The organism is Stenotrophomonas sp. YJH_SMC_19 (assembly GCF_059367915.1).
Genome location: NZ_JCAFRI010000007.1, coordinates 41,863 through 52,319 on the forward strand (window position 1 = coordinate 41,863; position 10,457 = coordinate 52,319).

Consider the following 10,457-nt stretch of genomic DNA (forward strand, 5'->3'; position numbering starts at 1 on the left):
CCTCAGGCGTAGGTGGTGAGGCGGAAGTGCTCGCGGACCAGGTCGTAGAGGCGACCCACTTCCCCGATCTGCAGTGCGAAACGGGTATCGAGCTCGGCACGCCGGCCGTCCTCATCACCTTGGTCGAGTTGGTCCAATGCGCCGTCCAGGAAGCGGAGCTTTCGAACGATCAGGTCGTCGCCGAGGACGAAGGAGAGGTGGTCATCCAGCACCAGGGCGAGCTTGGTGACCTGCTTGCCCGTCTCCAGGTGCAGGTCGACCTCGTCGCAGCGCAGTTCGTGGTGCTGGCAGCGAACGATTGCGCCGCCCTCGACCGGATCGCGCAGCTCGCACTCCTCGCCCAGGCTGAGGCCTTCGGGCAGGGGCTCGCCGGCAACCCAGCTGGTCAGGATCGCCCGCGGCGATACCTCGGCGTTCAGGGGCAGAGCGGGGAAGCTGCCGACCACATTGCGCAGCTGGCTCATGGCGGCCTCGCCGGTCTTGCGGCTGCTGGTGTCGACGAACACGACGCCGCGCTGGTGGTCCAGGTAGAGATCCGTGCGGGTTGGGCGGACGAAGGCCCGAGGCAGCAGCTCGTGCAGCAGGTCGTCCTTGATGCGTTTCCGTTCGCGGCCGCCGGGGCGACGCCCTTCCTGCTCTTCGATGTCCTGCAGCTTGAGGTCGAGCAGGTTGCTCACCACCGCCGGCGGCAGGATCTTCTCTTCGGCGCCGATGGCCATCCACACGCATCGGCCGACCTCATGCGACAGCAGCTCCTTCTCTTCGCGGCCGAACGGTGAAATGAAGCCGACCGAGCACATTTCCAGCGCGCCTACCGGTTTCAGGGCGCTTGCCTGCAGGCCTTCCTGCCAGTCGAACATCTGCAGTTGCGGATAGGTGAACATCGTGAGATTGCGGAAGAACATCAGGTGTCTCCGGTCTGTTCAGAAGTGACGCTGCTGCCTTCGGGCAGCTCGGAAAGGCCCAGGGTGTAGAGCGCGTCGTCGATCGCCGCCTGCTCGGCTTCTGCGATGACGCTGTGCGGTCTGACCACGCCCGGGATGTGGACGTGGAAGAGCCTCATGGTCGGCAGGCCTCGGCGATGCGCTGGAACTTGCGCGCCCAGGTGGCCAGGTCCGGCTTCATCCCCGCGCTCCAGGCGATCTGGAAGATCGAACCAAAGCGGATTCGCAGCGCGCGCCACTGGTCCGGTGGTGCGATACACACCGCGCGGTGGTAGCGCTGCACGCGCGCTGCGGCAGTGATCGCCGGCGGCATACGGTCCAGGTCGTGCTGCACGATGGCGTCGACGCCATGGCCCAGCAGGTGTAGGTCCGCCGTCATGACATCACCCTCCCGTGCACTACCCATAACAGGTCGGCCAGTGCCGACGGCACCGGGGACATGGCGCGGGCCTCGTAGAAGGCGGCTTCGATGATCTGCTCGAACGTACGGCCGTCAGGCGCGCGCGCGGCCTCGCCTTTGACCATCAGCAGCCCGGCGAGGTAGTCCTTGCTGGCGGCGCCGAGATTGGCGACCAGGTCATCGAGGTCGATCTCTGCGTCGACGGTCATGTTCACGATGGTCATGACAGCACCGCTCGGGATCCGAGGGTTGCGAACACGCCCAGCACGAAGCCGGCGGCGGTGCCGATGGCCAGCACGCGCCGGAACAGCGCACCGGTGGCCTCGGCGATGATCTCTTCCGTGTTCATGCGGCACCGCCTTTGACGCGGGCGATTGCCGCATCCAGACGGCGGAACAGATCTGCATCATTGGCGTCATGTCGCACGCAGCTGTTCTCGACGGCCTGGGCCGCACCGATCAGTTCATCGAGTGCTTCAAGGACGGATTGGAGGTCAGCAGCCTGCTTCTTCAGCATGGTTTCGCCCACTCGCACCATCTGGTCGCGGTCGGCAGTGGTCGCGAACTGAGCATTGGTGCGCGCGATTCGCGCGAGGATCTCCCGCACATCGATAGGGGCGCTCATGCGGTACCGCCTTGGGGCATCACGAAGCGATAGCCGCGCAGTCGAATGGTCTCGATGGCGTGCTTATGGCCAGCGGCAGCGAGCTTGCGGCGCACGCGCGACACAAGCACCTGCAGGACGTTGGACTCGCGCGACGGCGGTTTGCTGTTCGGGTACATCGCGGCATGCAGCGCGTCGACCTCCACCAGGCGATCAGGTGACCCGACCAGAACCTTCATCACCAAGGCCTCTGTGCGGCTGAGCTTGATGCTGCTGCCGGCGATCAGCAGGCGCTGGCGCGCGACGACCGCCATGGTGCCTTCGGCGCCCGCGCCGGCGGCCGTGGCGCAGCTGCTGCAGAGGTCGGGGCCGGCCCAGGAGCAACCGCCGGGGCAAGCCTGCAGGTCGGTGCAGCTGCAGACCCGGCAGCGACGTTCGGTGGCGGCCATCAGTGCACCTCCACGAAGGCCAAGTCATAGATGACGCACCGCGCCCGGGCCACCACAGGGGAGGTGGCTTCCGTCGACAGGGGGACGACGGTATTGGCCCGGGCGCAGGCGTCGGGGGAAACGGAGTAGGTGCCGGCGACAACCGCGTCGACGGCATCGAGCGCGAGCTGCCAGCGGTAGGGGGAGAAGTCCTTGGCGAGCGCGGCGGACACGCCGGCCGCGCAGTCCGGCACACGGCCGGTGTCGTTGAAGCCGTTGAGCACCGCCTGGGCAATGGTGGTGCGCAGGCCCCAGTCGTTCTCGCTGGACAGGGTGTAGACCTCCAGCGCCGCGCAGATGCGCGGGCTGGTGATCACCAGCGCAGCTGGTGCCCGGACGGCCTGGCCGGGTTCCTCTGTGGAAGGGGACGATGGGGAGAAGAGGGCGCCAAGGCCGGTGGCTCCGAGAGCCCCCAGTGCCAGGTACAGCGACGAAGACAGTGCAGACATGTGCTCAACCATCCGTGCTTGGGATGGTGAGCACTCTAGTGCTTAATTATGCCTTGTCAAGCACTTTAATGCCTATGGCAGTGGCGGAGGCATTGCGCGAGGCCACTTTCCGCGCTGGACCAAGGTGTCGCGAGCTGCCTTCAGTGCTTCGTCCGGAAGGACCGACGGCGCGGAGGCCCAGGCGTGCTCAGCGATCTGCATCAGCTCCCAGCAGACATCGCGGGTCTCGAGGTCGTAGTAGATGCGGCTGTTCGAGGGCTGATCCCAGAACCGCGCGACCGCCAGGCGCCAAGCGCCTTCTCGTGGGTCCATTGTTTCAGGCACGTTTGCATTGCCGCCGAGCCAGTTGCCAAATATGGCAGGCTGCCAATCGGCGGCTCGCGCCGCAAACCACCTGGCGACGCCGTACTCTGCGGTGGTGAGTACCACATCAATCTTGAGGCGATTCTTCGAGCCGTCCCGAGGGTAAAGGACCGCAGTGCCTGGAGTAGGTGCGGACCACTCCCAGAATGAGTGCTGAGGGAGACGCGCGGAATCTTGACGATCGACCGACGCTACAACGTAGATTGCAGGATTCTTCTCGACACGGAGTACGGCAGTCCCAGTGGCCTCTTCAATCCACTGGCACCAGCATCCCGTCCAGAGAAGCGACACAGGCTACCCCGCAGATCGCTGCTTAACCGAATGGCTGCCTGTGCCTCTGCCCATGGCCGAGACCAAGCGATCCACGGTTTCCCGATCCCCGGCCTCCAGGTCCAAGTAGTTTCCGAGCAACGTTGAAACCGACTCTAAGACAGCAGGATCTGAAGGGAAATTCGGCAGCAACAGTGCCCAAGGGGCTACGGAATAGGCTGCTGCTATGGCGTCGATAGTCCGGACTGTCGGATTCTTGAAATGCCCGCGGCCATACGTCATGAGGTCGCCGATCGCGCGTTGCGATACGCCAGCCCGCTGAGCCAGCGCTGCCTGGGAGTCGCCGCGCGCCTGCATGAAGCGGCGGACGTTGTCTGCAATCGTTACCACTGGGTCTACTTTCGCCATTCGTTCAGCGTAAGCACCGGTCTGCGCATTTTGGTGCTTGTCGAATAAGCATTGTAGTGCTACAAAGTCGCGCATGGACGCCGATACCCTCTTGCATCAAACCGTGGTGCGCCTGCGTGCGCATGAAGGGAAGTACGCCGAGATCGCCCGGCAGAACCCGGACATCGGCTATTCGTGGCTGACGAAGCTGGCGCACGGGCAGATCACGAACCCGACGATCGCCAGCCTGCAGCAGCTGATCGAGGCGCTGAATGCCTTCGAGGGCCTGGAGCGGGGCGGCCTAGCCGAAGTGGTGGCGCAGGCGGATCCGGTTATGGATCCGGTTATGGAATTGCGCGCCGAACCGAGCGGCGATGTGGACGCCGGCCGCATCGTCCCGCTGGAGACAGCCTGATGGCCCGCCGACACCTCAGCAATCCTCGCAAAGGGGAGGATCGAGGCCATGGCCGGGATCGCAGGGAGCTGCGCGCGCTGCGGCAGAGGGTCCGCGACCTGGAAGCCCAGGTCGCGCACTACCAGCAGCCCGCCAATGAACGTTTCGAGGCGGCAATGGAGAGTGTCCGCTCGAGCATCGCCGAGCAGGAGCAGCAGGCCGCAAGGATGGTCAGTCAGCGGCAGGCACTAGCCGAATACCAGGGAACACTGCGTCCGCAGCAGCTTCAAACTGGCGGAGAAAGTGCGGATCGGGGATCTTTTCCCCGAACGCTTCATACGCGACTTGCAGAGCCGCTTGGACGTCTCGCTTTGTGGCTTCGTCAGATCGTGCAAGGAGGCCATTGATGATGGTCTGTTGCACGACGTCGGTACCCATGTCCTTGAACTCCTTCGTCAGTAGGCCTTCGAAAGAGCTGTTGTTGGCTTCCGTCAAGCTGTTCAGTGCGTTGGCCATATCCACGATCTGTCTCTGCTGCTCGCCGATCTGCCGGCTCTGCTCGATGAGCGGCGCTCTCCAAAGCCGCGAGCCGCTGCACAACTTCCTGGTCCATGGGGATCTCCGTGGTGGGTTGGGTTGGGTGGTACCACCAAGCCTACCCGGAGATCGCCACCTTTTCCCGAGGGTGCCATGGCCGCTGATCGACGAAGCCCCCCCTCACGAAGCGCTGCGCGGCTGCCCGCGGATACCCCCACCGTCATGGTCGCGGCCCTGCAGCGCATCGGCGCGCTTGAGCGCCGGGTGCGCGCGCTGGAGCAGCGGCAGCCAGCTTCTAGCGTTCCTGCTCAGATCCAGCGCGTTGCCGTTCCAACAGCCGCTCCGCCTCCGCCGCTTCCGCCAGCTCCTGTCGGCTCTGCTGCGCCTTCAGGATCTGACGCTCGATCTCCAGCAGGCGAAGCACGGTTGCAGCGGCCACGCCGGCCGGGGCTTCGGGCGAGGTTTTGCCGCGCAGTGTTTGGATGGCGGCGCGAACCATCTCAAGCAGCATTTCTGTGTCGGGATGACTGCCAATGACGGCCAGCGTGAACCAGCTGTTCGCCTGCTTTTCAGCCTCCAACGCGGCGATTCGTTCGTCGAATTGGGCGAATCGGGCTTCCAGTTCGGATGGGGTCATGGGGGAGCTCAATTGTTCAGAGGACGCTGATTCTGCCAGCGGACCAGCACAGGCGCGTACCCCCATCTACGGAGCGTTGAATGACTGACGAATCTGAAAAGCCGAGCTTCGCTGCCGGCAGGGTTCACCCGGCCGCCGGTGGGCGACCGGGCTTCAGCTTCACTGGGGAGATTGAGCCTTGCGCGCCAGAACGTTCTTCCGGTTCTCGATCGTCTGCTGGAGCGCGACAAACGTCTGGTCGAACGCGGCGGCGGCCTCCGCTGAAGATGCTGGTGCTGCGGTCGCTGCGAAATTTTGCCGCACGGATACGAGGGCTCTTGCGGCCAGATCCAGGTCGGGGAGGGTAGCAATGAGCCCGTGCAGAGCGACGTTGGTCGCAATGGCGGTACCGCTGGCGACTTCCAGGTCATTGCGAAGCGTCTTGATCTGGATCTGACATCCCGCAATCAGGTCGCGCAGTTCCTGTTCCAAGAACGTGTTCATGGGTCTCTCCGGTTGGTGGGTTGGTTGGTTCGCACCCCCATTCTGCCAGCCGGAGGACCCGCCCTTACTACCGAGGACTCCCATGCCCTGGATCGAAGAAACCTGGCTGCATGACGCCCTGGCGGCCCTGAAGGCCACCTGCGACGTCGACGCCCACACCCGCAATGAAATGATCCAGTTCCTGCTGGACAACGGCTTCTGGGATCAGGAGAAGCTGAAGGACTGGGCCAGCGCTGTGGCTAAGTTCAACAGCTGCCTCAACCCCAACAAGGCCGAGTTCTTCAAGATCGGTGAGCTGTGGGCGCTGATGCGCCGCTTTGGCCGGCACCAGCTCTTCCTGGCCATGGCCGCAGATCTCGGCTATGAGGTCCGTCCCATCCCCACCGAGCATCGCCGGCAGGCGTTGATGCAGCAGCTGCTCGACGTGCAGGCGCAATGCGCGGCTGCCTCCGAGCGCGTCGCGAGCCAGTTGGAACGCCTCAACACGCCCGCGCCGGAGCCGCGCCAGGGTGCCGTCCATGGACAGGGTCGCGCGCAGTTCAGCAGCCCCAACGAATGGAGCGCGCCTGCCAGGGCAAACGCCGTCGTAGTGGTGGGCTGCCCGTAACGGGATAGGCCTGCGTAATGAGCAACGAAATCACGAAGCTCTGCTGGCCACTGCAGATGCCGCCGCCCGCAAAGGCGGTGCTGATGGCGATCGCGTGGCACGCAGACGACTTCGGCATGGCCTTCCCGGGCTTCACCACGTTGATCGAGAAGACCTGCCTGAGCAAGACAGCGCTGCTCAGCGCGATCGCGTGGCTGGAAGACAACCAGGTGCTGACTATTCGACGTGGCGGCAGCGACGCCGGCGGGACGAAGTACAGCAACCGGTACAGCCTCAACCTTGGCCGTCTGGACAAGAACGCATTCGCATCGAAACCGCGACGTGCATCCAAGCCGGTTCGCCATACGGACCTGTCCGAGAGCAACGAGGGTCCTGACCGGTCCGCCACGCGTACCTGTACGGAGGCCGAACCGGTACGCGTCACGGACGGGTCGGAAGAGACTGAAGGCGCCGACCGGTACGCGGCAGATACCGGTACGCAAGAACGACCGGTGCGTCTCGCGGACTCGACCGGTACGTCTGGCGGACCCGACCGGTCCGTCTCGCGTACTCAACCGGTCCGCGAGACGGACCCTAAAGGTCATGAAAGGTCAGTAAAGGTCATTGAATCGTCAAACGCGCAGGCGCGCGACGACGAAGCGGTGATGCCGCAGCTCAGCATCGACGAGGTCAATCGCGAGCTGATGGGCATCCCCCGTTTGCCGGCGGGTCTGGACCCGCAAGTCCTGGCCAGGTTCGTGCGGCACCGCCGTGTGCTGGGAAAGCCGATGACGATCAGCAGCTGGCTGGAGCTGCAGCCGCGATTCCGCCAGCTCACCGCCGACGGCCACGACCTCAACCGCTCCCTGCGCCAGACGATGGCTGCAGGCCTGGCACTGCCCGTAACACCGAAACCCGAGGGGACCGACCATGCCAACAATTCAGGCTCTGCTGCCGAACGCGTCCGACGTCGAGCAGAAGAGGACGAGCTCCGTGACGCCGCTGCAGAGGCAGACGCCGCCGCCGGCGCAGCAGGCGCCCTTGACGGCCCGGGCTACGCGAACGCTGTGGGTGCGCATGGCTGAGATCTACGGCTACCGCTGGACCAGCGCCTACGGCGAGGATCCCAGCGGCGGCGCCGCCGCGACGTGGGCGAAGGGGCTTGCCGGGCTCACCGGGGAGCAGCTGGCTGCGGGGCTGGGCTCGAGCATCGCCTCGGCTGACCCGTGGCCACCGACCCTGCCGGAATTCCGTCTGCGCTGCCTCGGCGTGCCGAGCTTCGCGGCTGTCCGCAACGACACCGGCCGCCAGGATGGCTTCACGCGCCTGGTGTGGCAGTACCTGGACGGCCATCGCTACCGCACGTCGAGCGCCGACAAAAGCGATCGCCTGTTGCGCGAAGCTTACGACCAGGCGCGCGAGTACGTGATGCGCGGCGGGAAGCTGCCGGAAGAGCCGTTGGCGGTGCTTGGCCAAGCCGCTGTGACCAGGCCGGTACCGGCCAGCCCTGAAGCCCTCCGCCGTGCCGAGCGCGAGATCGCGGAGATCTTCGGCAACGGATATGCAGAGCCCGGCAACGACGACCACGCGCCGACGACGGGGAAGATGGCAGCGGCAGGGCTGGATCGATGATCGACCAGGAGCAACTGCGCAGCTACCACCGGTCGCAGGTGCTGTATGCCCTGCAGCAGGCCAGCGAGCCGATGACGGCCTCCGAAGTGCACGAGGGCATGACTACACTGGCGCTCGCCCTGGGTCACCCCAGGGAATGCGCTGCCATCACTCCTGCCGCGGTCGCCGGCATCCTCCGCGGCATGCTCGGCGAGCAGCTGGTCATCCAGGGCGAGGACAAGGCCAATCGACGCTACGGTCGTGCCGAGCCGACCTGGTCGGCCGCAGCTGGCCAAGCACGGGTAGTGCAGCCGTCGGCCCCGGGCAGGAGCGCGGCCCCGTTGGCTGCTGCGTCACCGATGGCGGGGCAGGGAACCCAGCTCCGCCAGATCACCATTGATCAGCGCCTAGCATTCCTGCAGGCCGAGTGCGCCGCGCTGCTGGCGGATGTGACCAAGGAACATGCGGCATTCGAGCTCAGGGTTCGAAGCCAGATGGAGGCCTTCGAGGCGCGCGCCGCACGGTTGCTGGGTCTGCCGCAGGACGGTGGCCAATGAGTAACCGGGGCCTTCGCTACAACCGCATCGAGGACATGCCGCAGGGCATGCAGCAGCTGGTGCACAAGGCTGGCCAGGCTGCACCTACGCGGGGGCCGGCCGAGCACCACGTGCGTGCACCGATGGAGAAGCGGCCGAAGTACGGCAACGTGATCACCACCGTGGACGGGATCCGCTTCGACTCAAAGCGCGAGGCGCGCTACTACGAGCAGCTCAAACTGCGGCAGCAGGCCGGCGAGGTGCATTTCTGGCTGCGTCAGGTGCCGATCCACCTGCCCGGCGGAACCAGGTACGTCCTGGACTTCCTGGTGTTCCTGCGCGATGGGAACGTCGACTTCGTGGACGTGAAGGGGCGGGAGACGAAGGAGTTCCGCATCAAGAAGCGCGAGGTCGAGCACCACTATCCGATCAAGGTGCTGCTGGCATGAGCGGCTGGAGATCGAGCGGCAGCGCAGCGGGCACTCGGGTCGACCTCAGTGCGGTGGCCACCACCGACCTGCTGCGCGAGATCGAACGGCGCTGCTCGGCGGGCGGGCCGCCCAAGGTCTACCGCCCCACGAAGGACCGGCCATTTGCGACCAAGGCGCTCTGGGCCGAGGACAAGGTCAACCAGGCCCGTGCCCGGCTTGCGGAGCTCCGCGCGCTGCCGGTACCGGCCTGCGAGGCTGAGCGCGCCGCCCGTGCTGCTCAGGACTCGCAACTGGTCGCCGACGTCGTCAAGTACGACGGCATGGCCAAGGCATTCAAGAGGAAGGGCCAATGAAACCTGCAGAGCTCAAGGCGCGGTTCCCGACAGAGGCCGCGCTGTGCACGTGCCTGATCGACTGCCTGACCGCTGCGGACGGCTGGGAGATCTACCCCGAGACGGCCGGCTTCGACATCCTAGCTGTGTGGAAGGCCACCGGGCACCAGCTCGGTATCGAGGCGAAACTGCAGCTCAACGCCAAGGTGGCCGATCAGATCCTGCCGGCGCACTGGAGCAATGCGGATCAGCGAGGCCCTGATTTCAGGGCCGTGCTGGTTCCCTGTACAACGCCAGCAAACTACGGCATTGCACGGATGCTCGATGCGCTGGGCGTGCAGGTCCTGGTGCCAGATAGCTGTACCAGCCGATGGAATCCACAGCCGGGTGAGGGAATCCAGCGGGAAGTACACCGACACGGCCTCCATCAGTACGCGCCGTGGGACACCGCCGGCGGTGCGCTCAGAGAGTGGTGGGGCGCCACCGCATGGTTCGACTGGAACCCCACCCAGCGCTGCGAGCTGCCCGAGTTCGTGCCGAAGGTCGCCGCTGGCGTACCGGCACCGATTCAACTCACGCCTTGGAAGGTCGGAGCGCTGAAGGTGCTGGCCGATCTCGAGCTCGACGGATTCACCACCGCGAAGGGCGTCCGGGCCCATGGCGTGGATCCGCGCCGCTTCTGCGCTTCCGATGGATGGCTGAAGCAACTCGGCGAAGGGAAATGGGCCCGTGGGACTCTCCCGGCATTCGAGGACCAGCACCCCGAGGCCTATGCCCAGGTGTTGGCCCAGGCGCGCGAGGCGCGCGCTGCAGCTGCTGCAGAGAAGATCCAGGAACAGACGTCATGAACGAAACTGCAGTCGGTACCAACGCGCTCGCAGCCGCGCGAGAGCTCGAGGTGGCTTTCCTCGAAAGGAAGAGGATCCCCTCTTGCGCCAACTGCAATGGCAGGGCCAGGGTGTGCTGGCCCGCCCGCGAGTCACAGCCTGTGCAGTTCCAGTGCCAG

The 10,457-nt window shown here is 65.4% G+C and carries 20 protein-coding genes; 8 read left to right on the forward strand and 12 right to left on the reverse strand.

What is annotated here, in order from left to right; translation table 11 throughout:
• Window positions 1–2: 2 nt before the first annotated feature.
• From AC5P5R_RS09700 to AC5P5R_RS09740, 9 genes are all read right to left on the reverse strand, one after another.
• On the reverse strand, window positions 3–905 hold the full coding sequence (locus AC5P5R_RS09700; RefSeq protein WP_164281555.1) for a recombination-associated protein RdgC: 903 nt from the start codon (window positions 903–905) through the stop codon (window positions 3–5).
• Window positions 905–1,063 carry a hypothetical protein gene (locus tag AC5P5R_RS09705; protein WP_005409166.1) on the reverse strand — a complete coding sequence of 53 codons (159 nt, stop codon included), beginning with the start codon at window positions 1,061–1,063 and terminating at the stop codon, window positions 905–907. The genes AC5P5R_RS09700 and AC5P5R_RS09705 overlap by 1 nt, the downstream gene beginning before the upstream one ends.
• Window positions 1,060–1,323, reverse strand: coding sequence for a hypothetical protein (locus AC5P5R_RS09710; RefSeq protein ID WP_164281554.1), 264 nt, complete (start codon window positions 1,321–1,323; stop codon window positions 1,060–1,062). The genes AC5P5R_RS09705 and AC5P5R_RS09710 overlap by 4 nt, the downstream gene beginning before the upstream one ends.
• The gene (locus AC5P5R_RS09715) at window positions 1,320–1,568 is read right to left on the reverse strand and encodes a hypothetical protein (protein WP_164281553.1); all 249 of its coding nucleotides are present in this window, start codon (window positions 1,566–1,568) and stop codon (window positions 1,320–1,322) included. The genes AC5P5R_RS09710 and AC5P5R_RS09715 overlap by 4 nt, the downstream gene beginning before the upstream one ends.
• A complete protein-coding gene (locus tag AC5P5R_RS09720) occupies window positions 1,565–1,693 on the reverse strand; it encodes a hypothetical protein (protein ID WP_258393989.1) in 129 nt (42 codons plus the stop codon). The genes AC5P5R_RS09715 and AC5P5R_RS09720 overlap by 4 nt, the downstream gene beginning before the upstream one ends.
• A complete protein-coding gene (locus AC5P5R_RS09725; RefSeq protein WP_111112014.1) occupies window positions 1,690–1,968 on the reverse strand; it encodes a hypothetical protein in 279 nt (92 codons plus the stop codon). Before AC5P5R_RS09725 ends, AC5P5R_RS09720 begins: the two co-directional genes overlap by 4 nt.
• Window positions 1,965–2,396, reverse strand: coding sequence for a helix-turn-helix domain-containing protein (locus AC5P5R_RS09730; RefSeq protein WP_164281552.1), 432 nt, complete (start codon window positions 2,394–2,396; stop codon window positions 1,965–1,967). Before AC5P5R_RS09730 ends, AC5P5R_RS09725 begins: the two co-directional genes overlap by 4 nt.
• Window positions 2,396–2,884: a hypothetical protein gene (locus tag AC5P5R_RS09735; protein WP_240458870.1), complete on the reverse strand. Its 489-nt coding sequence runs from the start codon at window positions 2,882–2,884 to the stop codon at window positions 2,396–2,398. The genes AC5P5R_RS09730 and AC5P5R_RS09735 overlap by 1 nt, the downstream gene beginning before the upstream one ends.
• 657 nt (window positions 2,885–3,541) lie before the next feature.
• Entirely contained in the window at window positions 3,542–4,000 is a 459-nt protein-coding gene (locus AC5P5R_RS09740) for a helix-turn-helix domain-containing protein (RefSeq protein WP_254388769.1), read from the reverse strand.
• Between AC5P5R_RS09740 and AC5P5R_RS09745 the strand changes: the two genes are divergently transcribed.
• Window positions 3,999–4,319 carry a hypothetical protein gene (locus tag AC5P5R_RS09745; protein WP_164172721.1) on the forward strand — a complete coding sequence of 107 codons (321 nt, stop codon included), beginning with the start codon at window positions 3,999–4,001 and terminating at the stop codon, window positions 4,317–4,319. The two genes, AC5P5R_RS09740 and AC5P5R_RS09745, sit on opposite strands and share 2 nt — an antisense overlap.
• Before the next feature lie 210 nt (window positions 4,320–4,529).
• On the opposite strand, the gene AC5P5R_RS09750 is transcribed toward AC5P5R_RS09745, so the two are convergent.
• From AC5P5R_RS09750 to AC5P5R_RS09760, 3 genes are all read right to left on the reverse strand, one after another.
• Window positions 4,530–4,814, reverse strand: a complete 285-nt coding sequence (locus AC5P5R_RS09750) for a hypothetical protein (RefSeq protein WP_164281550.1) — start codon at window positions 4,812–4,814, stop codon at window positions 4,530–4,532.
• Window positions 4,815–5,130: 316 nt separating this feature from the next.
• Complete coding sequence (locus AC5P5R_RS09755; protein ID WP_164281549.1) at window positions 5,131–5,472, reverse strand: hypothetical protein; 342 nt, start codon at window positions 5,470–5,472, stop codon at window positions 5,131–5,133.
• A 159-nt stretch (window positions 5,473–5,631) separates the two neighbouring features.
• Window positions 5,632–5,955, reverse strand: coding sequence for a hypothetical protein (locus AC5P5R_RS09760; RefSeq protein ID WP_100449833.1), 324 nt, complete (start codon window positions 5,953–5,955; stop codon window positions 5,632–5,634).
• An 82-nt stretch (window positions 5,956–6,037) separates the two neighbouring features.
• Between AC5P5R_RS09760 and AC5P5R_RS09765 the strand changes: the two genes are divergently transcribed.
• Genes AC5P5R_RS09765 through AC5P5R_RS09795 form a run of 7 tightly spaced genes read left to right on the forward strand, consistent with a single transcriptional unit; the run spans window position 6,038 to window position 10,299 of the window.
• A complete protein-coding gene (locus tag AC5P5R_RS09765; RefSeq protein WP_164281548.1) occupies window positions 6,038–6,562 on the forward strand; it encodes a phage regulatory CII family protein in 525 nt (174 codons plus the stop codon).
• A 17-nt stretch (window positions 6,563–6,579) separates the two neighbouring features.
• A complete protein-coding gene (locus AC5P5R_RS09770; RefSeq protein WP_164281547.1) occupies window positions 6,580–7,626 on the forward strand; it encodes a helix-turn-helix domain-containing protein in 1,047 nt (348 codons plus the stop codon).
• Entirely contained in the window at window positions 7,619–8,173 is a 555-nt protein-coding gene (locus AC5P5R_RS09775; protein ID WP_164281546.1) for a hypothetical protein, read from the forward strand. The genes AC5P5R_RS09770 and AC5P5R_RS09775 overlap by 8 nt, the downstream gene beginning before the upstream one ends.
• Window positions 8,170–8,709, forward strand: coding sequence for a hypothetical protein (locus AC5P5R_RS09780; RefSeq protein ID WP_012479875.1), 540 nt, complete (start codon window positions 8,170–8,172; stop codon window positions 8,707–8,709). The genes AC5P5R_RS09775 and AC5P5R_RS09780 overlap by 4 nt, the downstream gene beginning before the upstream one ends.
• Window positions 8,706–9,137, forward strand: coding sequence for a DUF1064 domain-containing protein (locus tag AC5P5R_RS09785; RefSeq protein ID WP_164281545.1), 432 nt, complete (start codon window positions 8,706–8,708; stop codon window positions 9,135–9,137). The genes AC5P5R_RS09780 and AC5P5R_RS09785 overlap by 4 nt, the downstream gene beginning before the upstream one ends.
• On the forward strand, window positions 9,134–9,472 hold the full coding sequence (locus AC5P5R_RS09790) for a hypothetical protein (RefSeq protein WP_164281544.1): 339 nt from the start codon (window positions 9,134–9,136) through the stop codon (window positions 9,470–9,472). The genes AC5P5R_RS09785 and AC5P5R_RS09790 overlap by 4 nt, the downstream gene beginning before the upstream one ends.
• Entirely contained in the window at window positions 9,469–10,299 is an 831-nt protein-coding gene (locus AC5P5R_RS09795; RefSeq protein WP_164281543.1) for a hypothetical protein, read from the forward strand. Before AC5P5R_RS09790 ends, AC5P5R_RS09795 begins: the two co-directional genes overlap by 4 nt.
• Window positions 10,300–10,457: the final 158 nt, after the last annotated feature.